This is a genomic window from Arthrobacter sp. MMS24-S77 (genome assembly GCF_054888235.1).
The window spans coordinates 4,667,816-4,693,879 of sequence record NZ_JBTZRN010000001.1 but is presented as its reverse complement, the minus strand read 5'-3'; the positions used below and the strand labels follow the sequence as shown (position 1 = coordinate 4,693,879).

Sequence of the window (26,064 nt, the reverse complement as noted above, 5' to 3'; positions counted from 1 at the left end):
TGGAATGGGGTTTGCTTCTGAAGAAGCAGGCCCCATTTTTTGTCAGTATTGATGAGGCGCTTCGGGCTCGGATTGGTTGTTTGGGGCGTTCTGGGTGCTCGCTACCCTTGGATCTACCGATGTGGGCGCTCCGTACTGGGGCTTTCCGCTGGCGGTTGCCGGGGAGAAGGCTCGCGCGCTGTTCATTTGTGCGGCTTTCCGACTGTCCATGCCTTCGCTGAATCAGTCTGTTGGGGCGTTGTTCTGGTACCTCCCTGCCGGCGGATTTCCGGCAGGACGTTGCCTCCTGCCGTGTGCCGATGGCGGGCGCGCGGGGTGAGAGCCACGCCAGCGGGGCGCAAGACGTGGCAGATGTCCTTGTCGTCGAGCAGTCCTCGTTACATCTCTGAGCAATGGCGATTGTTTCACGTGAAACGGTGGCCGGGTGTTGCGGATTTGGATTTGGGCTTGGGGGAAGGCGCGTCTCTGGCGGGGACTTCGCGGGCCGCAAGGAAGGTCTTCTCATGATCAATGGTCAGATTCGTATTGGTTTCCTGATTCCTGGTCCTTTATTGGACGATCGTTCCCTGCGGGATCATGTACGGCTGCAGCTTACGTACAATTTCCCGGCGGCGTACACAGTGGTCGTCTAAAGCGCAGTCTCCTGCAAATGACCTGGGCCTTTGTGCTAACGTAGCCACAGCGTGCGAGACAGGTTCTTGCGTTTCACGTGAAACACGCGCGGAGATCCTCTCCCCCGGGTTCCGCGGTTCGAGAGTCCCGAGTAGCCGTGCCCTTGGGCTGGCGCACCGGGAGTTGTCTGCATAGGCGGTCTTGGATTGCCGCTGATGATAGGAACATTCCCTGCACGCTCCCCTCATCCGCGGGCTGCCCGCGCGACGGGTCGATTGGGCGACGGGCCGATCGGGAAGTGTGCTGGCTGCGGCCCGATGCTGTACTGACTGCTTGGGCTATTGACCGACTGCCGAGCTGACTGACTACCGTGCCTATGAAGCCGGATGCATCTTCGTGGATTTTGCCGCTCTGGAATGGGAGGTGGGGCGCACTGTTTCACGTGAAACCCACTGCAGGAGGCATGGCACTCTCGTGACGCTCGACCGGTGGACCGTTCCATCGTCTGACAAGTTCACCGGGTTAGGCGATTCTCTTCCTGTTTCACGTGAAACGAGAGGGTTGGAGGTCCATAACACCGACCCCGAAAATTCCTCCTTCATAAAACTGGGAGCTCACTCGCGAATTCTAGTATGTGGCCGCTATGGGCGGGTGCAGCGAGATGGCTAGTTGGGCGGCGTGGTGTCCGGACTGGACCATGTACTCACCCTCGATGGGATGAGAGGTCCATAGCCCATGAAAGGCAGTACCCTTCTATCTCCAAAAGGCACTGTCTCCAAGCGGACTCTGCGGTGGTCATGACTCTGCGATGGTCCGGTACCCTTTGTATAACCCATTCACGGCAGCGTTGAGTTCTCCCGCCTTGCCTTCTATTCCGGTTCGTTGGGTGAACATTTCTGCGAACAGACATTAGATCTTGTTCATGGTCTCTGGCTGTGCAGCTGTCGGGGAACCTCCTTGACGCAGGTCATGTGGGACGACATGCGTGAGGTTGGAACAGGGGGTTCGCGTAGTCTGCGCGGGCAGGCTGAGGGCGCGAATTGGCTGCTGGTGGTCTTGGCCAGCGCCGCGGCCCGGTGGCCTGTCCGTGGAGTCCTGGTCCACAGCTTCGGACTTCAGATTGTCGAAGTCCTCCTGCGAGGCATTGTCGAGCAGACTATGGATTGGACGCACGCCGAATCCGCTGCGCGATCCGTTTTCGACGGCCTTCCCTGCCCTTCCAACCGTTGCTAAGTACTCTTCGCCAGTCCTGCGGTTCGGGGCGACAGAGAGGTTCTGCTGGACTTGACGTTTCCCGGGCTGGCTCTGAGGCTGAGCGTGGGCCGCGAGATTGCGCCCTATATGGCGCTGCCTCCGACTCAACATCTTCACCTGGCCCTGATCCTGGAATGCTCGTGAGTTCAGTCAGGATCCTGTGGTCGGACGAGACTCTAATCAGGGCCCGGCCGCGCCACCCCCAGCCGGCATACTATTCTGAATTCCTCCAGGAACCTGGGCTAGGTGTTTCTGGGGTCCATAAGGTTGGGCACCTGACGCGCACACGGCCCGCCTGGGTGGTGATATGGAGTTTATCGTGTCAAACGGGGACGGTCCGCATTGTTTGTCTCGCGCCCTCGCTTCGGCAAGAGCCACCAGACCTTCCCTCCAGAGCTTGTCCAGCCCCCTTCCACTCAGCTCTACCCGGGGGTACTGAGATCTACATCGGATGCTCGCGGACCAGGACGGCAACTGCTTCATCGACGCTGTGCGAGCATGTGGTGCCTCGATCCGCCCCTCGCCTGATTGAGCACGGCGCCGCTAGCGGCGAGCCGTCGGTGCGCTGGCCTTCCATCATCGGGCGCGATGAGGTTCGAGCGACGATGCGTTCGTGGGCTTCCCAAGTGCGGCCCGCTACCTTGTTCGGAGCTTATCCGAGGTCTGCCAGAGACTACTGTTTGGCGATCGTAGGGGTGCAGGCGCTCTCAGAATGTGGCCACGAATGGTCGGTGAAAATCGGGCGTGAGACGGCGGGTTGGGCCCAATATGTTAGTCTGCGTGGTTCAGCGAAGGTGTTGCGTCGCTGTTGAAAACTCCAAGCGCCCCGGTGGATATCGCTGTGGATAACTTTGTTGATAACTTGTCCACTCCTCGAAGCTAAGGGTCACAAGCGTGTCCGCCTCCGATCGGTCTGCGTCTCGACTTTGGGCAGACTCGAGCACGCGGTCGTTCTGTTTCACGTGAAACAGGCCCGCAGACCATGAACGTGGCCAAAATGTTGATTTTGCTTTGTATCCGGGCCCATTTTCGCGCTTTTGAGCCCCATTTCGGCCCAGTCGAAGGGCCGACCACGCAATGCACATGCAGTCGAAATCTGTCCCGTGCGCGCGGCGCCTCTTGCCCGTGCGGAGGGGCGGTTGTGCACAGTCTTCTAGCCGGTGGATATCGCTGTGGATAACTATGTGCATAACTCTCGGGCGCTCGGTGGATATCTTCCCCTGGCGTGAATGCAGCTGGCTCTAGCGGATAGCCTCCGTTGGGCTATTGGACCGCGATCCTGAGCCGAGAGCTAGGAGTGCGTAGTTGACGCGGTTGGTGCCGGAGCGCCGCCGGCATCCGGCTCCGCTCATGTTTCACGTGAAACGGCACCCGAGCTGTTGACGTCATGTGCCAAGGACTTTCGTGCAGCAGTGATGAAGCGCCGGACCTCGACGCCTGCGTGGCGTCGGGTATCTGACGGGGGTGGAAGCCATGCGCAACTCTTGTGGCTGAGAAACCCGCGGGCATTCTGAGACCCACCCCATTGAGTGGCTAGCTGTTGACGAGCACGAGATCTGTGGAACCTGGGTAGGCCTTCCTACGGATGACTTCTCTGGCGGCTGAGCCTGGTATTCGCAGAGCGTGCCATTGACTCCGATACGCCGCGTTCAAGGGAGTGGATCGCACGGAAGACCGCCCGTCGGAAGAACCGCGTTCTCACAGATTTAGTCACGTCTCATTCCAAAATTGGTCACGTGTCATCCCGAAAGGTCCAGGCCGACACCGTTCATTGGGCTGGCTACTCAACGCTGTTTGGACCAGGGCTCATTGCCAGCTGGGTTAGCCTGCCTAGATGCCAGGTACCCAGGCTTTGCCGGATCCAGCGCTCAGGTAGGCGCTCATAGGAGGCCAGTACTGGACTGACCTAAGACGTGGGGCGAGCGCTTGTGGACTACTCCCCTTGGCAGCCACGGGCTTGGTCTCACGGTGTGGCACCACCGTCACGCTCAATCAGCGGTGCACACGTGGAGTAACGATTGTTCCGAGGATCCAGAAGATCCCCCGGACGGCGAAGTAGCCTCGAGCACGCCTAGGTCCCGGCGACTCCAGATTTTTCGCAGACATGGCCCTGATAGATCGGGTGACGTGGTGCCCCTGACTCCGCGGATGGATTGGAGCCGAGCTTTGTGAGTCTGGGTGCTGTGCGAGCCCTGCATAGCACCTGCGTCTGGGTCGTCAGATTCCGGCCTGCGGCTGGGTGGTTTCGCTCGCCCCTACCGCTAGATCGCGCGGACCTAAGTGCCCCGTCAGTGCGGGTGGAAAGGGAACATTGGTGGGCGCTTGATTGCCTCGTGGCCTCATGCGCTCGCTCCCTATAGCAACTGAGGCAATGCTCGCTTGGGGCGCGCGTCTGTTCTTCTTCCAGCGCTAGCGATGGGTCCTCGTGGTGCCGGCAGGACGGTCGGAAGCCGGCGGTGGTCTACTCGCGGGCTGGGGCGCCGAAACCGCATGGAAGGCTGTCATTGCGCCCTTGGATTCGTTGTGATGGGTTGCTCCTTCGCGAGCCAGGCGTCAGCTCTCAAGGCTTGGAGTCAGTGCGAGCTTCATGTTTTGAGCTTCTACTCATTTGAGCTTCCACTCATTTGAGGGCAACGAGCCCCGGACACAAAAGGCACTGGTGCCAGCCCAAAGGGCAGCGATGTTGAGCCGGCCAATCTAGTCCTCTCACTGAGTTTCGTAGACCATGACGCATGCCTGTGAAGAATCAAGACCGATCCCCAAGAACTACCGACGGTTCCTCTGGGGTGCGGACCGATCGATGCATGCAGATTTAGATTGGTGACTTGGAGAAAGAAGTTGTCTTAGTTTCATTTGCGTGAGTCGTTGAACCTGTGCCCTATTCGGGCGCCAATTCAGCGGGGTACTAAGCAAGCTTCGTGTAAGGACAAGGTTTGCGCACCGTAGTCCGCAGCAATCGTGGCCGCGGGAGTTGAGGCTGGGCACTGTATCGACGGTTCCAGGGGCCGATCGGAGGATGGAGTTTGGTGGCGTGCTTAGCTCGGCGGTGGATGCCTGGGGTACGAAGTGCCTGAAGATTCGGTGGATCTCCGACTTGGGAGGTCTTTAGTCTGTCGTCTGGGCCCCAGGTTAGTCCCTAACAGGCCTTGTGGCTACGCGGGCTGGGAACTGATCAGGGCGACGGGAGGGAGCCGTTCTGGCGCCCGTGACATCCATTTCCGCCGTCCTGACGGCACTAGGTTCACACTGGGAGTCTCCCTCCGCCAATTCACTGGGTATGAGATGGACAGAGACTCCCATCATGAGGGGCGCCTACCGTGCTAGACGCTGGCTTCGCGCCAGACGCACGCGTCGTTTCACGTGAAACAGTGGGTGGAGGTGGTGCATGGGTTGCGCTCCCTATGCGTGGACGGGCCTTGGGTAGTCCCCCACCTCCCATTGGCTAGGAGTGTGTGCATCGCTCAGAACTCCGCTCATGCGCGCGGACGCCGCCGGCCACAGTGGTCCACACCTGCCAAGGATCATCGCGTCACTCCCGACCACCATTCGGTAAGGGACATCTTCTAAAGCATCGCGCGTGTAGAGTCTGCAAGCAACGCGGCCCTTGGATCAGGAGACCCGGAGAACAGCGGTTGTAATGGTCATGGGCGTTTCACGTGAAACAGTGCACACAATAGGTGCCGCGCAAATTTGTTTTGCACAGCCTTCGAACCCCAAGTGCATCGTGACTTCCCGGCGACGCCCACACTGTTTCACGTGAAACGGCTCCTCGACATCTAAGCCCTTTTGTATCGAAGCAACCGGCCGCTATCCCTGGCCGGAGACAAGGATTCTGGCAAGAGGCTTCGCGAAAGACTTGGAAAACAGAGAACGACAAAATTCTGGGGCGGCTGACTATTAGGGCCCCACATTCCACCCTTACCCCGTATGGGCAAGATGGGACTTGTCTGCTGGGCGGTTCTCCCCCAAAACTCCAGGGTTTCGAAATCGAAAAAGGTTCCGGACATGCCGAACGTGGGATCAACGCGGGTAATGGGACCTCCAGGCATCGCTTGAACGTGAAGCCAATACACCTGGAACCGGAATAGCAACGGAGTGAAGGGGTACCAGGAGCGCAGAAGAAACGAAAAAGCCGGCGGCTCCCGCTGACAAGCGGGAACCACCGGCTGAGTCATGAAGCGCCACTAGAGTGCGGCGCTCGAGCCCCAAGAAAGGACGTGCCTTAGGAAAGGACGGACTCAAATTCCTTTTCGAAGAACTGCTTCGGCTTTGCACCGATAACCGTGCTCTTCACTTCTCCCCCACTGAAGAGGTATACGGCCGGAATCGACGTAATGCCGTACTCCGCGGCGATGGCCGGGTTGTCGTCGACGTTCAGCTTGACGACGTCAACCTTGTCTCCGTATTCAACAGAGATCTCGTCGAGGATCGGACCCAACTTACGGCACGGGCCGCACCACTCTGCCCAGAAGTCCACGATGACCGGCTTTTCAGCGGCCAGGACGTCGGTGCTGAAACTGGCGTCGGTAACGTCTTTAGCGTTGCTCATAATTCTTTCCCTTCGAATGGATGGCTGCTGTGCCGATTAGGCGTGCAGGTCTGCAAGATAGTGTTCGACGTCCAGGGCCGCGACACAACCGGAACCAGCTGCCGTGATGGCCTGACGGTAGGTGGGGTCGACGACGTCGCCGGCAGCGAAGACGCCCTTGATGCTCGTCTTGGAACTGCGGCCCTCGACGGCGATGGTGCCTTCCGGGGACAGCTCCAGTTTGCCCTTCACGAGTTCCGTGCGGGGGTCATTGCCGATTGCCACGAATACGCCGGTGACGGCGAGTTCGGACTCGGTGCCGTTCACGAGGTTCTTCAGCTTCAAGCCGGTCACCTTATCGCCACCGATGACATCTTCGACCGCGGTGTTCCACACGAAGTTGATCTTCTCGTGGGCCTGGGCACGATCGCCCATGATCTTGGAAGCCTTCAGGGTGTCACGACGGTGCACCACAGTGACGGACTTGGCGAACTTGGTGAGGAAGAGTGCCTCCTCCATGGCCGAGTCTCCGCCACCGATCACTGCGATGTCCTGGTCCTTGAAGAAGAAACCGTCACAGGTTGCACACCAGCTCACACCGTGGCCGGAGAGACGCTTTTCATTCGCCAGGCCGAGCTCCCGATAGGCGGAACCGGTCGACAGAATTACCGCGCGAGCCTTGAAGGTCTCCCCCGTGGCAATGGTCACGGACTTGATGTCTCCGTCGAGATCCAGTTCGGTGACATCCTCGAACTGGATCTCTGTACCAAAGCGCGCGGCCTGCTTTTCGAAGTTCTCCATGAGGTCAGGTCCCATGACGCCGTCGGGGAATCCCGGGTAGTTTTCGACGTCTGTTGTGTTCATCAGTTCGCCACCGGCAGTCACAGAACCGGCGATGAGCAGCGGGTTCATGTTGGCGCGTGCTGCGTAGACAGCCGCCGTGTAGCCGGCAGGCCCGGAGCCTACGATGATGACATCACGTACTTGGGACGCGGTGTTTTCTGCGTTGCTCACTGTTGGGTGAACCTCTTCCTTAGTCGATGCACCGGATTTTCGCGGCCGGCCACATGGCACAACCTCATGGCGGCGTCGAATATTCCGGTGTTTCCGGGGACCCTAATATCCACCACCATTCAGGGTACCGTCTGGTGGCGCAGGGCATGGAAGGGCGCAGCCTCCGTTACCCGAGTTGACGATCCTCGGGTAACGGAGCACACCTCACGTAATCGTCCGAAACTGCCACACCGGGCCGAAAACTGCCGCCCGCCGTCGACTACTGGACTGTGTATCTACTGGGTACTGATCTACTGGACCTTGATCTCGGCGAGGCGCAGGCCGAAGCCGTAGCGGGTCTTGGGCGCGGTCAGCTTGGGCAGCGATTTGATGGAGACGATCACGTACTGGGCTGTTGCGGGGGTGCTGAGCGGCATGGTGAGTTCCGGCGAGGTGAAGCTGTTGGTGCCTACCAGCTTGGCGCCGTCCATCGCCGGACGATCGTTGGTGTAGACGCTGATGTTTCCACCGGAGGCACCCAACTGGCTCAGCGTGACGGACTTGACCTGAGCCGGTGCCTTGAGTTTGACCAGCAGGGAAACTCCGTCAGCTGCGAGTCCGCCCCAGTCCGCAGTGGCGAACTCCATGTCTGACCAATAGCTCGCGGCATTACCGTCGAAGGCTTTGACCAAGTCTTTGTCATAAGTCGCCGCAAACTCGAAATCACCCATGCGGGTGACGCCGTCAACGACCGGCGGCGCGGCAACGGCAGTGGCCGATTCGGTGCTGCTCGGCTGTCCGGATCCTGTTTGAGACGCTGGGGTGGACTGTTTGGCCGCGGGAGTGCCGCCTGGGATGAGATTACCGAGGTTGGTGACTGCCAGAATCAATCCGACGATCAGGACGGCGGCAAGGACGCCACCCACCAGCCACCGGAAGGAGCGGGGCTCGCGCACGGGCTCGTCGTCGTAGTATTCGTCCTCGTCAAGGGGATCGGCTTGCTCCCGGGCCGTGGCCGGGAAACTCGACGCGCCCCGGCTGTACCCGCCCGAAGCGCCGCCGCTCGCACCGCGGGAAGTGGCGGCGTCGTCGTTGATGAAACCGTAGTCGTCCTCGGACCAGAGCGAGACCTTGGCGTCCTGGGCGGGGTTCGCGGACGTCGGCGCGGGAGGAGTCGACGCTGGAACGGCCTGCGTCGCCGGCCCCTGCTGGATTTGCTGGGGGGCGGTCTGGTTCGGCTGGACAGTCGAAGGGGCCTCGGTGGAAGCGGTGGCCGCGGATGTGCGCTGACCGTCGTCGTCGTTTGGCTTGCCTGCACCCTTCACAGCTGCGGCGGCCGCGGCGGCTGCAGCCCCTGCTCCCGCTGCTGCAGCAGCGATGCGGGAACCAATGCCACCAGGGGCCGACGCCGGACGGCTAGCAGGCATGGGAGGAACCGCCGGGCGGCGCGTGTCTTCGGCGGCTGCGGCTTGTGACCCACCGGCCGGGTTGGGCTCGACGTCGTCGTAATTGATGTACTCGGCGTCGTGCTCTTCGTCGTCGTACAGTCCGTCATAGGTTTCGGGCTCGTGGGACCGGGCTTGGCCGAAGATCTCGCTTCCGAGCGTGTCCGTGAAGAACGGCTCGACGTACGGCGGGTTGGTGGCCACCACGAGGTCCAGCAGATCAGGAGCACTGCTGTGGTTGGTGATGAGGTACGTGGTGCTGTCGCTGACGCCGAGATCGAGGATCTGGACGTGCCCGGGCCGTTCACCGGTGGCTACCTCGCGGGCGCTCTTGGCAACTTGCTCGGCGTTTCCGGGGCCGGCCACAAGGATACTGACGGGTCTGTTCAGGACCTGGTCGACGCCGTCGAGCACCAGATCTTGGTCGTGCGAAGTCAACACGGTGGCTGTGACTTTGTAGCGGCCGCCAAGCACTGATCCGACATCGATCGGGTGGGACACGGGTTCCTCCTAGACTGTCCGGAAGCTGCGGGTCCTGAATACGGGATCCGGCCAGCCGGGTGACCCGTGGTCTGCAACTACCTGTATTAGTTTCTGATCCTAGCCGATTGGGCCGTTCCGGCCCCCGGTTTGCGCCGATGCGTCACCTTTTGCGGCGAGCTCCACCGCGGAAATAGGGGTTGTTTCCCAGCGGCCCCTGATAGGTGCGGCGGCCAGGCAGCGGAATGCCCGGGCGGCCCACGCCTCCTTGGGCGGTGCTGGGGAGGTCCTCGTCCGGCAGGTATGACTTCTCGACGTCGGACCAGGCATCCACCTTGCCTTGTCCTTCCGCAACGGCCGCATCGGCCATGCCGTCGTGGCCCGCAGCCCGTACATCCTTGGACGGGAGGGTTTCCAAGGCGGGACCGGCGCGGAATGATGCCGCGTCGAATTCGCCCGAGATGCGCGGAATGAGCCCGGTATCGTCGGACACGGTGGCGCGAACCGGCGTCGGGGGCTGCTTTCCGCTGGTGGATGGCGCTGGCGCGACCGGAACGCCCCGGCCCAGCCTGCCCAGCACCGGACGGAGCAGGTCGCGCAGCTCGCTGACGTGGAAGACGCGTAGCAGGAACAAATACGCAAGCAACATGACCGGCCCGACGACGATCACCGTCACCAAAGCGGCGGGCCTGCTGCTCCAGGCGAAGCCGTCGGCGTGGTAGCTGCCGAGGAGCCACAGGGCCAAAGCGCCGGCGATTGCCGAGCCCAGGGCCGCGTACCCCATGCGGATGTAAGAGTTCGCAATCCGGGGGCCGTCTACATGGCCCAGGAGGCGCCTCAGGAACCAGACGCTGATGACAACGGAAAGGATGTTGCCGAGGGTGTAGAGGACGGCGATCGCGAAGATGATCTGGGCGACCGGCAGGAACTGGATGATGAACGCGCCCACAACGTTCAGCAGGGCCAGCATGAGCTGGATGTAGAACGGGGTGCGGGCGTCCTCGTTGGCGTAGAACACGCGGGACATCATGAAGTTGGCGCTCATGAACGGTGTGCTCAACGCGAGGATCGTGAGCGTCTGGGCCAGCATGACGCCGTCTTGGGGCTTTCCGCCGGAGAAGAACATGCCCAGCGGACCGGCGAGGGCAAAGAGCGCCAGTGCCCCGAAAACGGTGGCGACGGCCATGGTCCGCAGTCCGTGGGAAAGGGCTTCCCGCAGCTCGGCTTTGTTGCCGGCTTGCGAAGCGTGGGTCATGCGGTTGAACAACACCGTGGCGAGCGACAACGCGATGATCGAGTGCGGCAGCAGGTAAAGCTGGCTGGCGACTTCCAGGACCGCGTTACCCGGAAGCGTGGCGGCGGCAGGGTCCTGCGCGTGCTCAAGGCGAAGGCGCTCGGATCCGGGAATGGTGGCGATCCTCATGACATAAAGGAACGCGGGCTGCCCGACGGCGGCGGTCAGGAGCGTCCAGACGCTCAGTTTTGCCGCCTGGCCCAGTCCCACGCCCCGCCAGCCGAAGCGGGGCCGGAGACCGAGCCGCAAGCGGATCACGGGGATGAGGAGTATGGCAGTCTGGGCGAGCACGCCCACAGTGGAGAAACCCGCGATCAGGAAAGTTTGGAAGGGCCCCCAATTGTCCAGGGTGTGGGGGTTGGTGTTGTTGGCACCGAGGATCCAGATGAACATGCCCAGCCCTGCGATGGCCACCACATTGTTCAGGATCGGCGCCCACATCGCGGGACCGAAGGCGCCGTTGGCGTTGAGTATCTGGGTCAGGAGCGCATACAGGCCGTAGAAGAAGATCTGCGGCAGGCAGTAGAACGCGAAGGTTACGGCCAAGGATTTCTGCTGGGGCGAGTAGCCCTGGGTGGTGAGGTCAATGACCATTGGCGCGGCTAGCGTGACCAACGCTGTCAGCGTCAGGAGAACCAGCACCGCGAGGGTCAGGAGCCGGCTGATGTAGTCCGCGCCGCGGTCCGGTCCCTTGCTGGCTTTGATGATCTGCGGCACCAGCACGGCATTGAAGACGCCACCGGCCACCAGAAGGAAGATCAGGTTGGGCAGGTTGTTGGCATTGATGAAGGTGTCATTGACCGTCGATCCCAGGCCCAACGCGGCGCCAAGCATCCACGTTTTGGCGAAGCCGAGAAACCGCGAAACAAGCGTCCCGGCGGCCATGACGGCGCTGGAACGGGTTTCTCCGGACTGGACTGACTGGGTTGTTTTGGCGGCAGACATTGTCCTTATCGTCCCACGAGCCGGGCTGCCTGATGCGTCAAGACTGTATCAAAGGCGGCGTTAGAGGTGTTCGGGCAGGACTTCCCGGGCGAGATCCGCGATGCGCCGCTCATTGGGGAAGGACAACTTGCGTGCCAGGTCCTGGAGGGGAACCCAAGCCGCGTCTATGGCCTCTTGATCAGGATCGTTCTCGATGGTCAGCTCGCCGCCCGTGGCGCGGAGGAGGAAATGGTGCACGGTTTTGTGTACGCGATGCCCGCTCACGGTGAACCAGTAGTCGATGCTGCCGAGCGGAGCCAGGACGTTGCCTTCGATTCCGGTCTCTTCGGCGATCTCCCGCACCGCGGCTTCCTCGTTGTTTTCCTTGCCTTCCGGATGCCCCTTCGGCAGGCACCACTCAAGCCGGCCACCCCTGTTAAGGCGGGCGATGATCGCAACCCTCAGTTCGCCGTCGGACGTGTCTACTACGACGCCCCCGGCGGAGACCTCCTCCACGGTCGGAAGGGCGGCCTGGGCCGTGTGCGGAGCGGGCGCGACGTGGGCACCAATTGCCGACGGCAATGGTGCATTCGTCCTCCTGCCAGGAGCACTCGGGATCGGGTTGGCCATGAAGTCCACTCTAACGACTCTTGCCCGTTGGTGATGACCGGGACATGGACTCACGGTGACCTGCGGATGGCGTTCGGCCGTGATCCCGGTGTTGTCATCGTGCAATCGCGCCGTGTCGCCCCGTAATGACAAGGATCCGGTGTGATGGCGCGGTGAAATCTGACAAGCTTAAGGAACTATGGCGCAAGTATTGGACAGTTCTTCAGTTAATTTCCAGATGGATCCAGTGGTCCTGGACCTCGGTCAGCGGTTCGTGGACGCTGGATTCGAACTGTCGCTGGTTGGCGGGCCGGTGCGGGACCTCTTCCTGGGACGCGTCTCGCCGGACCTGGACTTCACTACTGACGCCACTCCGGACCAGACGCTTTCCATCATCAAGAGATGGGCCGACAATTTCTGGGAGATTGGCCGCGCCTTCGGAACGATCGGGATGAAGAAATCCGGCTTCCAGATTGAGATCACCACGTACCGTGCTGAGGCCTACGACGCCGATTCCCGCAAGCCTGTGGTGGCCTTCGGCTCGTCGCTGCTGGACGACCTGCTACGCCGCGACTTCACCATCAATGCGATGGCGCTCCGGCTGCCCTCGCTGGAGCTTGTGGACCCGTTCGGCGGGGTGCGCGATCTCCACGCCTCGGTGCTTGCTACCCCTGGATCCCCCGAATCGTCGTTCTCCGATGACCCGCTGCGCATGATGCGCGCCGCCCGCTTCGCGGCGCAGCTCGGCGTCGCAGTGCACGACGACGTCCGCCTCGCCATGTCCGGGATGGCTGAGCGGATCAAGATCATTTCCGCCGAGCGTGTGCGCGAGGAACTCGTCAAGCTCATCAATGGCGCCCATCCGCGGGCGGGCATCGACCTCCTCGTGGACACCGGCCTGGCGGAGTTCGTCCTGCCCGAGGTCTCTGCGCTGCGCCTTGAAGCCGATGAGCACCACCGGCACAAAGACGTCTACCAGCACTCCCTGCAAGTCCTGGAGCAGGCCGCTTCGCTCGAGACCGGCCCGGATGGCCCCGTACCTGGCCCCGACTTTGTGTTGCGCTTCGCCGCGTTAATGCACGACGTCGGGAAGCCGGCTACGCGCCGTTTCGAACCGGGCGGCGCGGTGAGCTTCCGCCACCACGACATGGTGGGTTCGAAGCTGACCGCGAAGCGCATGAAAGCCTTGCGTTTCGACAACGACACCATCAAGGCCGTGGCGCGGCTCGTCGAGCTGCACATGCGCTTCTACGGATACGGGGATGCGGGCTGGACCGATTCCGCCGTCCGCCGCTACGTGGCAGATGCGGGCCCCTTGCTGGAGCGACTGCATCGCCTGACCCGATCCGATGTCACTACGCGTAACCAACGCAAGGCAGAGCGGCTCTCCTTTGCCTACGATGACCTTGAACAACGGATTGAGGTCCTGGCCGAACAGGAATCGCTCAATGCCATCCGGCCGGACTTGGATGGAGCGCGCATCATGGCTTTGCTGGGACTCAAGCCCGGACCGGTGGTTGGCCGTGCCTACAAGTTCCTGCTGGAGGAACGCATGGAAAACGGTCCGTCGTCCGCGGAGGACGCTGAATCCAAGCTTTTGGCGTGGTGGGCCGAGCAGCCCGAGTCCGCCGTCGAACCTTCATCGGAACCATCCGTCGATGCCCATGCCGGCATCGCCGAACCAGAGGAGTCCTAAGTGAACGAAGCAGCCAAGCCGGCCCGGCCACAGCTCTGGATCATGCGCCATGGGGAGACCGAATGGTCCAAGAGTGGCCAGTACACGGGATTGACCGATCTTCCTTTGACTGTCGAAGGCGAGCAGCAGGCGGTGGAAGCACGCAAGATCCTGGAAGGGATCGACTTCGACCTCGTCCTGACCTCCCCGCTGCGCCGGGCACGGCGTACCGCGGAGCTCGCGGGCTTCCCCGACGCCGTCCATGAACCGTTGGCCGTGGAGTGGAACTACGGAGACTACGAAGGCATCAGCTCGGACCTCATCCGCAAGGACAATCCGGACTACCTCATTTGGTTCGATGGAGTCCCCAACGGCGAGACGCTTGACTCCGTGGCGGCCCGTGCCGACAAGATCATTGCCCGCGTCCTGGAGTCCGGGATGGACAACGTCCTGATTGTTGCCCATGGCCATTTCTCCCGCATCCTCACGGCCCGTTGGCTTGAATTGGATGCCAGGGAAGGACGCCACTTTGTCCTGGGAACAGCCAAAGTTTGTACCTTGGGATGGGACAAGCGGACGCCGGCCATTCTTCGCTGGGGACTGTAAGAGGAATTAATTTCTAAATTGTTTGTATTTGGCTGGTCAACAGCGCGATTCATGGTGTAACTTTATTTTTGATCCCAGAGCGATCCGCCGGGATTAAGGCGTGCACTACCCAGTCAGTCAGCTGCGGTGGTGCCAAAGCAGAAAAGGAGGTTGGGAAAATGATTACTTTGACTAGCGGATGGAAGATGACCGAAGCTGGCACCCCGGCCTTCGCTGCTCGACGCCGTTTTGCGGCCTAACGTCTCCTGATGTACTTCCGCCCCTGAATATCGGGGCGGTTCGAGGTGCAATCAGCCGCCGAGTTGGCTTGCCATTGAGCGGTATCACGCGATTGACGTGGTGCGCAGTTTCCTCATAGTTCGGAACCAGCTTCTTGTTGGGGACGGCTGCCCCCTGGATACCACGTATCGGAACTCCATGCTCCGGTACTGTCAACGGTCATTCGAACAAACCGCTTAATCCACCCCATCATTGCCCGGCATTCACGTGCCTATTTCCGCACTGTCTTCTTTCGAATTCAGTGGGGCTTAATTGTCATGCCCGAATTCCGGCAATTCTCTTCAACAACGAAAGGAGGTGACACCATGGCCAAGCGCCTCAGGGACCTGATGGTCTTCAACGGCAAGCCTGTCGTCAAAGACAGGACCCTCTTCAACGGACAACTGCTGGACCAGCGCAGGGAAGACGTCTACGTCGTCCTGCACCAAATGGGCATCATCCGCTGAGTGTCCCCACCACTGCAATTCAGGAGGGACTGATGGCACACATCGGACCGTTCGCCTCGGAAGCCCACGCGGCTATGCGTGGGCTTCCGCCTTTAAAGCAGCTTCCGCTTCTGGCGTGCCGGCTGGGACGGGGACTCAGCCGGGTGCGGAGCGTCGGGCGTAGGCGGGGACCCGACGCCGTCGGGGGCGTCTGAAGGTAAGCTCGATCCCATGCAGGAGACGAAGCCGCACATCCAGCAAAAGCGTGCGCGCTTTGTAGTTCCCAGCCGTAGCGACTCCTTGCTGAGGAACTTCACCGAACTGATCGGAGGACCCCTCGGGCGGCGTTCCTCCCCCGGAGCCATCTCCCCCGGATTCTTCACCGTTGAACGGGTCCTCATCATCCTCACGATCGTGGCCGCACTGCTGTCGATCCTGATCAAGGGCTATTGCAGGGTCAACGGTTGGCAGGCACCCCAGCAGTTCTACGCCACGTGCTACTCGGATTTCCCCGAGCTCTTCCGCAGCCGAGGCCTTGCCGATGGCGTCTTTCCGTTCTTCGACCAGAAAAGCCTCTTCGAATATCCCGTAATCGCGGGGCTCATAGCTGGTGCCACGGCATGGTTGGTACCGGGTCATGGCGCCAGCCCCGAACGGATCCTGGCCTACTTCGATGTGAATGCCACCCTGATTGCGGCCCTGTGGATAGTGGCGGTCCTGGCTACCGCGCGCATGAACCGACGCCGACCCTGGGACGCAACCATGGTTGCCCTGGCCCCGGGGATCGTCCTGGCCGGCGTCATCAACTGGGACATGTGGGCCGTAGCCATGCTCGCAGTGGGGATGTACTTCTTCGCGAAGGAACGTCCCGTCCTGGCCGGCGTGTTCATCGGTCTGGGAACGGCCACCAAGCTGTACCCCGTGCTCATCCTGGGCGCGGTCTTTCTGCTCGCGTTGCGCAGCGGCCGGTTTCGGGCTTTCTTTGCGACCACCCTTTCGGCGGCTCTGGCATGGCTTGCCGTCAATATCCCGATCGTCGCCGTCAACCCGGCTGGCTGGCGGTACTTTTTCGACTTCACCCAGGACCGCCCGGCCGGATACAGCTCGTTGTGGTTCGCCTACAACTTGGTGGCAGAACGCCTGCACTTGGTTCAACTTGGTCCGCAGGCCATCAATGCCCTGGCATTGAACGTGTTCCTGCTTGCATGCGTCCTCATTGCGGGATTGGTTTTGACTGCACCGCGGCGTCCTCGGCTTGCGCAACTGACGTTCCTGATTGTTGCTGCCTTCATCCTGAGCAACAAGGTCTATTCGCCCCAGTTTGTGCTGTGGCTCGTGCCACTACTGGCTTTGGCCCGGCCCCGCTGGCGCGACTTCCTGCTCTGGCAGGCCGCCGAGGCTCTGCACTGGACCGCCACGTGGATGTATTTGGGCCAGACGAGCAGCGGCGGGCCTGCGCAGAACAACATCGACATGCCCTACTACGTCATGGCCGTGATGCTGCATATGGTCGCAACGGCATATTTGATGTTGAGGATTGCCTGGGACATCTGGGAACCACATCTGGACCCCCTACGGGTCCAAGGCGAGGACGACCCCCATGGTGGGGTGTTCGACGGTGCCAAGGATCGGTTCCGAGTGGACCTCAAGAACCCTGCCGCATCCGTGCTGCCTTGGCGGCGCGTTGCCTCGTTCCCTGAAGAGCAGCAGCCCACCCAGGGCTCGGTCACCTCCGCGAAAGGCGAGGCCGAGCGCGATGGCTGAGGTCGCCGTCGTCGGCTCCGGACCGAATGGCCTGGCTGCAGCGGTGGTTATGGCGCGCGCAGGCCTGGCTGTCCGGGTGTATGAGTCTGCGGAGACCATTGGGGGCGGAACACGTACCGCCGAACTCTTGGAACCCGGCCATGTCTACGATGTCTGTTCCGCGGTCCACCCGATGGCGCTGGCTTCCCGATTTTTCCGGGATTTCGAACTTGAGCGGCGCGTGGAGCTGCGGTTGCCGGAAGTTCAGTACGGCACCCCGCTCGACGGCGGCCGGGCAGCCCTCGCCTACCGATCGCTGCAGCAGACGGCTTCTGAACTTGGAGCCGATGGAGCTGCATTTGCCCGCCTGATGGGACCGCTGGTGGAGCACCTAGGTGGAGTTCTGGACGTGACGCAGAACCAGCTGCTGCGGGTGCCGGCGAATCCCGTGACTGCATTACGACTTGGGTTGGCGACGCTGGAGCAGGGTTCGCCGTGGTGGAACCGGCGCTTCACCGGGGACGCCGCTCCAGCGCTCCTCACCGGCGTCGCGGCCCATGCTGTGGCGCCGCTGCCCTCGCTCGCAGCAGCGGGGGCTGGACTCTTGTTGGGCGCGCTGGCGCATGCCGGTGGCTGGCCCATCCCGATCGGCGGCTCGGCGGCGATAGCGGATGCAATGGCCCGGGATATCGAGGCCCACGGCGGGGTGATTGAGACCGGCGTGCAGATCGATTCCTTGGAAGCGTTGCGGCCCGCGAAGGCCATCCTGTTGGACGTTGCACCGCCGGGCATGTTGCGCATGGCCGGTTCGGCGCTTCCGGGGCCTTACCTGCGGGTCCTGGAAACATTCCGTTTCGGGAATGCGGCGTGCAAGGTGGACTTCATCCTGTCCGGGCCGGTGCCGTGGGCCGCTCCGGGGCTTGCCGGTGCAGGGACCGTGCACGTCGGTGGTTCGCGTGCCGCCATGGCCGAGGCCGAGAACTTGGTAGCCGCTGGCCGGCACCCCACGAAGCCCTACGTGCTTGTGGCTCAGCCATCGATAGTGGATCCCGGGCGCGCTCCAGCCGGACGGCACATTCTCTGGTCCTATTGCCACGTGCCCCAGGGGTCAACGGTGGACATGGCTGAGGCAGTCATGGCCAGAATCGAGGAATTCGCGCCAGGCTTCCGGGATCTGGTAGTCGGCTGGAAGACGACGACGGCGGCGGGCTTGGCCGGCTACAACGCAAACTACGTGGGCGGAGACTTCAGCGCGGGACTGATGGATATTCGGGGACTGGTGCGGCGTCCCGTGCTTTCACCCGTGCCGTGGCGGACGCCGCTGCCTGGCGTGTACCTGTGCTCATCGTCCACGCCGCCAGGACCCGGAGTCACAGGAATGCCCGGGTACCATGCTGCTAAACATGCCTTGAAGGACATATTCGGCCTGCAGGTACCCGGGCTGGGCCTGGGCGTGTAGCCTCCCCAGGACGCTCGCTCACTTATGTGGCCCTCCCGGCCGACGCTCGCTCACATCTGTGCTTGAATCCCCCGACGCCCGCTCGGATATGAGCCCAAACGACGGAACGCTCCTGCAGATGATATGCAGGAGCGATCGGTGTTTTTCCCTCATATGTGCAAGAGCGTCGGGCTTGAAGCCGACATATCTGCAGGAGCGTCGGGAGATGGGCCGTCAGATGTGAGCGAGCGTGAGGTGGGTTGGCTGCCGTGAAATGGGTTAGTTGGCTGCTGTGAAACGTGCGCGGCGGTGGGCCGGAGTCTCGATCTCATCCAGCATGGCGACGGCGTAGTCCTGGGTGGAGATGCTGTTGCCGGCAGGGGAATCCTTGGCCGTGGAGTAGTTGCCCGTGCGCTCACCGGGCTGGATGAGGGGTGCCGGTGCCAGCACGGTCCAGTCCAGGGTATCTGGGGCTTCCTTGACCGCGGCGAAGGCGGCGGCAGCTGTGGTGGCCTCGGCCTTGTAGGCCTCCGGGAAATCAGGCGAATCGAGGAGGCGGACACCGTCGATCTCCAAGGTACCGGCGCCTCCGACGATCATGAGGCGCGTGCCTTCGGCATTGCTGTAGGCGGTATCCATCGCTGCAAGCCATTCTCCGTGGTCTCCGCCGGTGCGGCTCGGGCCGGTGGCGAGGATGACGGCGTCGTGCTCTTTGGCGATCTCCGCGAAACTCCGGCCATCAGCTTGATCGGCGGCGAGGGACTTCGCTCCAGGGACCTCCGAGCCCTTGCGGGAGATGGCGGTGACTTCATGGCCACGCGTGAGGGACTCGTTGACGATCTGGCTTCCGACCATGCCTGTTGCGCCGTAAACTGCGATTTTCATGACTCTCCTTGAGGTTGCTATCCTTGCAATACGAAAACGGTATCTATTTGATACTGATAGCTTCAAAGGAACTTAGTTACCTCATGGAAACCAATGAACTGCCAGCAAACGTTTTAGACCCTGATTGCCCGTCCCGTGTGATCTTCCAACGCATCGGCGACAAATGGGCCTCGCTGGTTGTCCAGGTCCTCGCAGACGGTCCCATCCGTTTCTCCGAGCTTCGCAAAATGGTCCACGTGGTGACGCCCAAGGTGCTGACCCAGACTCTCCGTACCCTCGAACGCGACGGTCTCATCACGCGGACTGTTCACGCCCAAGTGCCGCCACGGGTTGACTACGAACTGACGGAACTTGGAACTTCCTTGCTGGAACCACTGACCCTCCTGCGCCTCTGGGCGGAGGACCACGTGCCCAGCATTCTTGAGGCCCGCGACGCCTATGACGATGCCCAGGACGAGGCCGTCCTCAGGGGCTGATCCCTGCCGCCCTTCCTCCAACTGACTCGCAGTAGGTGTCGTTTAGAGCCCTCTAAACGACAACAAATGCGAGTTAGTTGGGTGTCCCGACGGGTACGCCCACACCAAGACGCCCGTCCCGCATTGTTGCAACGGAGTCGGTGAGCGGCAGGAACTCGGTATCGTGCGTCACCATGACGGTCGCCGTCGCGAATTCGTCCGTGACCTGTCGCAGCAACCGCACGATCGATTCGCTGCGCTCGTGATCCAACGCTGCTGTGGGCTCGTCGACGAGTAGAACGCGGGGTTGGCCCATGAGCGCCCTCGCGATGTTCACGCGCTGCCGCTGTCCACCGGAGAGCTGGTGCGGCCGCTTGTTGAGTGAAGCTCCGAGCCCGACGACGTCGAGCAGTTCCGTGGCGCGCGTTCGTGCCGCTTTGGCTGGCTTCCCCCGGAGATGGTGGCCGATGATCAGCTGCTCGACGGCGGTCAGGGAGGGCAAGAGATTAGGCTGCTGGAAGATGATGCCCACCTTCTCCCGGCGCAAGGAAGTAAGTTCGGTGTCCTTGAGCTCTGTGGCATCCACGCCGTCGATGACAACGAGCCCGGAGCTTGGCCGGACCAACGTGGCCGCCACCGCCAGAAGGGAGGATTTTCCGGAGCCGGACGGACCCACGAGGGAGAAGAATTCGCCGCGGTCGACGCTGAGATCCACAGCGTCCAGGGCTTTGAGGGTGGAGTCTCCGTCCGGGTACTCCAGGGTGACGCTGACGAGATTGAGAGCGGAACTCATTGATATGCCTTTCATGGAATATTTGCTGTCAGGAATGTGTTGGCTCTAGTTCCCGCCGAGGGCGATGAGAGGATCCACTGTGGTGATGCTTCGGACGGCAAGGGCAGACCCCGCCAAGCCCAAGAGGACGATTCCGGCGATGGGCAGGAGCGTGGTCAGCGGAGTCACCAGGAACGGGGCGGCTTGGGCAGCGAAGAAGCCACCCAGCACGCCAAGCCCGCCACCCACTCCGGCACCCGCGAGCAGGACGATTCCCGCCTGGACCAGCGCGTCCCGCACCACGTAGCCGGAAGAGGCGCCCATGGCCTTGAGCACCGCGATGTCGCGCGTTCGCTGGACGGTCCAGACGGTCAGGAACGCCACGATGACGAGGGCCGAGATGCCGTACAGGAAAGCTTGCATCAACATGAGGGAGCCGTTTTCGCTCTTGTAGGAGCCGAGGGCCTGGAACGAACCGCTGGGGCTGGCACTGACCGTGCCGGCCGTCGCATTGGCGGCATCGACGTCCACGGAGGCCCCGGCGCCGTACGTCACAGCGAGAACTGTTCCTATGGACGCGCCGGCGGGAATATGCGCGAGCTTCTGCCACGTGGCGCGTGAGGTCCAGACGACTCCGGTGTGGGAATACCACTCATCCTGAGTTATCGCAGTGACCGTCAGGCCGGTACCGCCGACTGTCACCCGGCTTCCGGTACTCAGCGAGAGTTCCTTCGCCAAGGACTTCCCGACCACCACCTCACCGTCCTTGACCGGGACAGGTGAGATGCCGCCGTCGGCCCCGAATACCGCCACGTTGGCCGTGCCGGAGGCATTGTTGGACGAATCGAGGGACTGGAATCGCGTCTGCGCGATGCCAACGGCCTCGGCAGAGGCGACACCAGGCCGGTCTCGCCATGCCTCAAGTTGCTTGCCGGAGACCTCCGACTCCGTGTAGGACGCCTTGGCCTCGCCTCCGGCGGGCGCGCCGAACACGATTTGCTGAACCGGGAGGTCCGCGATAGCCGACGTCGACTGGTTGCCGAGGCCCGCGGTGAGTCCAGACAGCATGACGAGGAGGAAAGTGATGAGGGCGACGACGCTTCCCATCAGGGCGAAGCGGCCCTTGGCAAAGCGGATGTCGCGCAAGGCGAGAAACATGTCATTCCTTTGTTCGGTGCCATTGAGGCGATCTTCTGGTCTTGTTTCAACTCTCCGACCTGAATGGGCGCGCGGCATCGGGAGGCGGATGGATCCGTTGGATCGCCTTGGTTGACCCGTGGATCAACCGTTTGGTTGATTGGGCTCGAATACCGCGGAATCGGGGCAAAACTGTCGGCGGGCGGGGCTACGCTGGAGGGCATGCAGGAAGCCGATTTGCCAGGAGCCGACGCGGCGCAGCCCGGCCTCACCGCGCAGCCCAGCCTCACCGCACAGTCCAGTGTCAGAGCGCAGTCCAGCGGCGCTGCGGTGATTTTGCGCGTCCTGCGTGTCAGCCTGCACGTTGGTTTTGCCGTGCTTCTGCTGGTCGCCGTCCTCAGGCTTGTGGCCGCGGGCCTTTCGCCATTGGCCACTACGGCAGGCCTGGTGCTTGCCTTGTTGCTTGCGGCCGTCTACCTCGTGGGGACGGTCCTTGAGAAGAGGCACGCCCTCAATCCCAAGCGCCTCGATCCGAAGCCCTACGCGCGGTGGTGGCTCGCCGTCGTTGGTTTCCTGTGGCTGCTGCTCATGCTCATCACTCCGGACTTCGCCTGGATGGCCTTCCCCTTGTTCTTCCTGCAACTGCACGTCTTGCCGCGGCGTTTGGCCCTGCCCGCGATCGCTGCCAGCACTGCGCTCCTGATTGCAGCCATGTGGTTCCACAACCGCGGTGCCGGGGCGGATGCCTTGCAACTTCCCATGGTTCTCGGGCCGGTTTTGGGTGCAGCCTTCGCCGGGGTTACCGGCCTGGCGTATCGGGCGCTCTATGTCGAGGGGGAGAACCAACGCCTCGCCGCCGAGGAATTGCGCCGCACCCGCGCCGAACTGGCACGCAGCCAGCACGACGCCGGTGTGCTGGCTGAGCGCGAAAGGCTCGCCCGCGAAATCCACGACACCCTGGCCCAGGGATTCTCGAGCATCGTCCTGATGGGACGTTCGGCCGAGAAAGCCCTCGACGTCGGTGACGACGCCGCGGCCCGAGACCGCCTCAGGACAGTCCGCGAAACCGCGGCCAGCAACCTGGCTGAGGCCCGGAATTTTGTCCGTGGGCTGAGGCCGCCGGACCTGGAGGAGTCTGGCCTGGCGGACACTTTACGGCGTCTCTGCACCAAGACCGAGGCTGAGGCCGCCGCGCGCGGAGCCTTGCTGCGCTGCCGCTTCGAGCTTCAGGGCACGCCGGTACCGCTGCCCAATCCATACCAAACCACTTTGTTGCGCGCGGCCCAGTCTTCCCTCGCTAACGTGTGGGCACATGCGCACGCGAACACCGCCGTCGTTACCCTGTCTTTCCTGGACGCCGAGGTGACCATGGACGTGTTCGACGACGGTGCGGGCTTCGATCCCGTCGCGGCAGATGCCGCGGAAGCGCGTGGTGACGGAACCGGCGTCGGGCTCAAAAGCCTGCGCGAGCGGCTTGCCGCGCTGGACGGAACGCTCGACGTCGAGTCTGCACCCGGGGAGGGGACCGTGGTGGCAATCCGGCTGCCGCTGGGTACCCGCAACCCAACTCAGGAGGCATCCCAGTGACCGATAACATCAGGGTCTTGCTGGTGGACGACCATCCCGTGGTCCGCGCGGGGCTCCGCGCCATGCTTGCCGACTTCGAGGGAGTCAGCGTTGTGGCGGAAGCCTCCGACGGCGGGGCCGCGTTGGCGGAACTGTCGAAGCTCCATACCCTGGGTGAGCCCGTGGACGTGGTCCTCATGGATCTTCAAATGGGCTCGGGGATGGACGGCGTCACCGCCACGGGCAAGATCAAGGCTGGTGAAGCCGGGACTCCCCCGCCACCGGTCCTGATCCTGACCACCTACGACAACGACGCCGACATCCTTGCCGCGGTGGAGGCAGGCGCGAGCGGATACATGCTGAAGGACGCACCGCCAGAGCAAATCCGGCAAGCCGTAGTGTCTGCAGCGGCGGGCCGGACCGCACTTGCCCCGGAGGTTGCGGCGCGCCTCATGGGCCGGATCCGAAATCCGGCGCCCGCCCTGAGCACGCGTGAAGTCCAGCTGGTAGAGCTCCTCGCCACCGGCATGAGCAACCGCGCGATGGCGAAGCAGCTCTTCATTTCCGAGGCCACGGTGAAGACGCACTTAGTGCACATCTACGCCAAGCTGGGCGTGGACAATCGGACGGCGGCCATTGCCGTAGCAACACAGCGCAGGATCATCCGGGGCCAATAGGATCCGCGCGCAACCGGGGTGGCCGGCGGACCCAACTGACTGGCAGTAGGTGTCGTTTTGAGCGCTGAAAACGACACCTACTGCGAGTTAGTTGGGCAACGTGCTGTGCTCTGCATCATTCCTGTCGCCCCAAGAAGGCATAATTGCGCAAATGGGGAAAACTAAGAATCTTGTCCTAGGGCTTGCAGCCCTGATGATTGCTGGCTCGCTGTCCGCGTGCGATGACGGCCGTTCCGGGGCGGAAGGTGCAGCCAAGCAGCTCGCTTCCTCGTTGGCAGGCCTCGACGTCGGCTCGCTCGCCGTCGACGGCAAGGACGCCGCTGCGGCGAATGAGCAGCTCAAGGCTGTGTTTGCAGCCCTCGACCCAGCCAAGCCTTCCGTCGAAAGCGGAGCGGTGAAGCTCGACGGCGACAAAGCCTCGGTCCCGCTCAACTACACGTGGAAGATCGGAACCGCGGAGTGGAAGTACACCTCCCAGGCCTCGCTGAAGAAATCGGGCGACAAATGGGCCGTCCAATGGACCACGGCACTCCTGGAGCCCGACCTCAAGGACGGTGAAGTCCTGGACAAGGCGGTGACTGCCCCATCCAGGGCCGAGATCCTCGGTGCGGGGGACGCCAAATTGGTCAGCTACCGTCCCGTGGTTCATGTGGGCATCGACAAGACCACGATTGGATCGGCGGATCCCGCTGCTTCGGCGGCGAAGCTCGCGCAACTGGTCGGTGTGGACGAAGCGGCGTATGTGAAGCAAGTCCAGGCGTCCGGCCCGCAAGCCTTCGTCAGTGCCATCACCCTCCGCGAGGACGGCAACCGGACAGTTACAGACCAGCAGATTGCGTCGATTCCGGGCGCTCGTGGCATTCCCGATTTTCTGCCCCTGGCACCGACCCGCACGTTCGCCCGCGCTGTGTTGGGTACTGCGGCTGAGGCAAGCGCCGAACAGATCCAAAAGTCCGGGGGTGCCCTCAAAGTGGGAGACACCGTAGGAACCGGCGGCCTGCAGGAACAGTATGACGTGCAGCTCCGAGGCCAGGATGGAGTCTCCATCAAGGCCCGGCCGCAGGGCATGACCGACGACCAGATCAAGGCCGCGAAGCCCGATCCCCGTCGAGTGCTTTTTGCCGTTGACGCCAAGCCCGGCGAACCGGTGAAAACCACCCTGGATCCGCGCTTGCAGCAACTCGCCGAGGACACTTTGTCGGGGGTCGGACCTGCCTCGGCAATTGTGGCGCTCCGCCCGTCCACGGGAGCCGTGCTTGCTGCCGCCTCCGGCCCCGGAAGCAACGGATACAACACGGCAATGCTGGGCCAGTACGCGCCGGGCTCGACGTTCAAGATCGTGGATTCCCTTGCCATGATCCGCAATGGAATGACACCGGATTCCAAGGTTGAATGCACGCCGACAATCACAGTGGATGGCCGCACCTTCAAGAACGCCGAAGGCTATCCGGCGTCGTCCTTGGGGTCTGTAGCTTTGCGGGACGCCTTTGCGCATTCGTGCAACACAGCCTTCATCAGCGCCAGGGACAAGGTCAGCCAGGCCCAACTCGAATCCGCGGCAACCTCCCTTGGGCTGGCCGTCCAGGCGCCGAAGCTGGGTGCCGCTGCCTTCCTGGGCTCAGTACCGGGAAGCGCTGACGGTACCGAACACGCTGCTTCGATGATTGGCCAGGGTAAAGTGCTGCTCTCGCCGCTCGCCGCAGCCATCATGGCCGCCTCGGTGGCCCGCGGCGCACCGGTGTCGCCGCAACTCGTCCTGAACCCCGGCTCAGGTTCGCCCGCCGCGGGTGCTACGACGACGCCGTCCGGCTCGCCGTCGTCGTCGGCTCCTCCCGCCGCGCCCGCCTCCGATAAGCCGGTCACCCCTGCGGAGGCTGCCGCGCTGGGCGACATGATGCGCGCCGTGGTGACCTCCGGCCATGCCGGATTCCTCGCGTCGGTGCCGGGGGCGCCCGTGGGCGCGAAGACAGGGACGGCGGAATTCGGAAAGGACAACCCGCCCAAGACGCACGCCTGGATCGTTGCGGTCCACGGCGATCTGGCAGTGGCGGTGTTCGTCGAGGACGGCGGCCTCGGGGCCACCACCAGCGGCCCGTTGCTCAAGTCGTTCCTGACCGCGGCAGGCTAACGCCTCCGCCGGACGCTTGTCACTTTTGAGCTGCACAGCGGAATCCCTCCTGCACATCTGGTGCAGGAGGGATTTCGTCTTATGCCCCATATGTGCAGGAGGATCGGGTGTTTTGGCGCGATATGTGAGCGAGGGTCGG

General features: G+C 62.6%; 18 protein-coding genes. 10 read left to right on the top strand and 8 right to left on the bottom strand.

What is annotated here, in order from left to right; all coding sequences use genetic code 11:
- Positions 1-1,569 precede the first annotated feature (1,569 nt).
- Complete coding sequence (locus ACX5I4_RS21690) at positions 1,570-1,845, top strand: hypothetical protein (protein WP_461838504.1); 276 nt, start codon at positions 1,570-1,572, stop codon at positions 1,843-1,845.
- A gap of 4,243 nt (positions 1,846-6,088) precedes the next feature.
- Here the strand turns inward: ACX5I4_RS21690 and trxA are convergent.
- The 5 genes from trxA to ACX5I4_RS21665 form a co-directional block, all read right to left on the bottom strand.
- Positions 6,089-6,415 (bottom strand): thioredoxin, encoded by a 327-nt coding sequence (trxA, locus tag ACX5I4_RS21685; protein WP_133203770.1) that lies wholly within the window; start codon positions 6,413-6,415, stop codon positions 6,089-6,091.
- 36 nt (positions 6,416-6,451) lie between these two features.
- Positions 6,452-7,408, bottom strand: a complete 957-nt coding sequence (trxB, locus tag ACX5I4_RS21680; protein WP_461838503.1) for a thioredoxin-disulfide reductase — start codon at positions 7,406-7,408, stop codon at positions 6,452-6,454.
- Between the two features lie 290 nt (positions 7,409-7,698).
- Complete coding sequence (locus tag ACX5I4_RS21675) at positions 7,699-9,333, bottom strand: ABC transporter substrate-binding protein (RefSeq protein ID WP_461838502.1); 1,635 nt, start codon at positions 9,331-9,333, stop codon at positions 7,699-7,701.
- A 142-nt stretch (positions 9,334-9,475) separates the two neighbouring features.
- Positions 9,476-11,551 (bottom strand): murein biosynthesis integral membrane protein MurJ, encoded by a 2,076-nt coding sequence (murJ, locus tag ACX5I4_RS21670; RefSeq protein ID WP_461838501.1) that lies wholly within the window; start codon positions 11,549-11,551, stop codon positions 9,476-9,478.
- 60 nt (positions 11,552-11,611) lie between these two features.
- Positions 11,612-12,112: an NUDIX hydrolase gene (locus ACX5I4_RS21665; RefSeq protein ID WP_265978167.1), complete on the bottom strand. Its 501-nt coding sequence runs from the start codon at positions 12,110-12,112 to the stop codon at positions 11,612-11,614.
- Between the two features lie 226 nt (positions 12,113-12,338).
- On the opposite strand from ACX5I4_RS21665, the gene ACX5I4_RS21660 reads away from it, so the two are divergent.
- The 5 genes from ACX5I4_RS21660 (at position 12,339) to ACX5I4_RS21640 (ending at position 18,326) form a co-directional block, all read left to right on the top strand.
- Complete coding sequence (locus tag ACX5I4_RS21660) at positions 12,339-13,835, top strand: CCA tRNA nucleotidyltransferase (protein WP_461838500.1); 1,497 nt, start codon at positions 12,339-12,341, stop codon at positions 13,833-13,835.
- Positions 13,836-14,420 carry a histidine phosphatase family protein gene (locus ACX5I4_RS21655; protein WP_265978165.1) on the top strand — a complete coding sequence of 195 codons (585 nt, stop codon included), beginning with the start codon at positions 13,836-13,838 and terminating at the stop codon, positions 14,418-14,420. It abuts the gene before it with no gap.
- A gap of 584 nt (positions 14,421-15,004) precedes the next feature.
- Positions 15,005-15,145 (top strand): hypothetical protein, encoded by a 141-nt coding sequence (locus ACX5I4_RS21650; protein WP_461838499.1) that lies wholly within the window; start codon positions 15,005-15,007, stop codon positions 15,143-15,145.
- Positions 15,146-15,355: 210 nt separating this feature from the next.
- On the top strand, positions 15,356-16,888 hold the full coding sequence (locus ACX5I4_RS21645; RefSeq protein WP_461838498.1) for a glycosyltransferase family 87 protein: 1,533 nt from the start codon (positions 15,356-15,358) through the stop codon (positions 16,886-16,888).
- Positions 16,881-18,326: a phytoene desaturase family protein gene (locus ACX5I4_RS21640; RefSeq protein WP_461838497.1), complete on the top strand. Its 1,446-nt coding sequence runs from the start codon at positions 16,881-16,883 to the stop codon at positions 18,324-18,326. Before ACX5I4_RS21645 ends, ACX5I4_RS21640 begins: the two co-directional genes overlap by 8 nt.
- 258 nt (positions 18,327-18,584) lie before the next feature.
- Here ACX5I4_RS21640 and ACX5I4_RS21635 read toward each other — a convergent pair whose 3' ends face one another.
- Positions 18,585-19,190, bottom strand: coding sequence for an NAD(P)-dependent oxidoreductase (locus ACX5I4_RS21635; protein WP_461838496.1), 606 nt, complete (start codon positions 19,188-19,190; stop codon positions 18,585-18,587).
- An 83-nt stretch (positions 19,191-19,273) separates the two neighbouring features.
- On the opposite strand from ACX5I4_RS21635, the gene ACX5I4_RS21630 reads away from it, so the two are divergent.
- Entirely contained in the window at positions 19,274-19,666 is a 393-nt protein-coding gene (locus ACX5I4_RS21630; protein ID WP_184741295.1) for a winged helix-turn-helix transcriptional regulator, read from the top strand.
- A gap of 73 nt (positions 19,667-19,739) precedes the next feature.
- On the opposite strand, the gene ACX5I4_RS21625 is transcribed toward ACX5I4_RS21630, so the two are convergent.
- The gene (locus ACX5I4_RS21625; protein WP_461838495.1) at positions 19,740-20,438 is read right to left on the bottom strand and encodes an ABC transporter ATP-binding protein; all 699 of its coding nucleotides are present in this window, start codon (positions 20,436-20,438) and stop codon (positions 19,740-19,742) included.
- Between the two features lie 45 nt (positions 20,439-20,483).
- A complete protein-coding gene (locus tag ACX5I4_RS21620; RefSeq protein ID WP_461838494.1) occupies positions 20,484-21,575 on the bottom strand; it encodes an ABC transporter permease in 1,092 nt (363 codons plus the stop codon).
- A 201-nt stretch (positions 21,576-21,776) separates the two neighbouring features.
- On the opposite strand from ACX5I4_RS21620, the gene ACX5I4_RS21615 reads away from it, so the two are divergent.
- From ACX5I4_RS21615 to ACX5I4_RS21605, 3 genes are all read left to right on the top strand, one after another.
- Positions 21,777-23,141 (top strand): sensor histidine kinase, encoded by a 1,365-nt coding sequence (locus ACX5I4_RS21615; RefSeq protein WP_461838493.1) that lies wholly within the window; start codon positions 21,777-21,779, stop codon positions 23,139-23,141.
- Positions 23,138-23,797, top strand: coding sequence for a response regulator (locus ACX5I4_RS21610; protein ID WP_461838492.1), 660 nt, complete (start codon positions 23,138-23,140; stop codon positions 23,795-23,797). The genes ACX5I4_RS21615 and ACX5I4_RS21610 overlap by 4 nt, the downstream gene beginning before the upstream one ends.
- Positions 23,798-23,948: 151 nt before the next feature.
- Entirely contained in the window at positions 23,949-25,925 is a 1,977-nt protein-coding gene (locus tag ACX5I4_RS21605) for a penicillin-binding transpeptidase domain-containing protein (RefSeq protein ID WP_461838491.1), read from the top strand.
- The last annotated feature ends 139 nt before the right edge of the window (positions 25,926-26,064 follow it).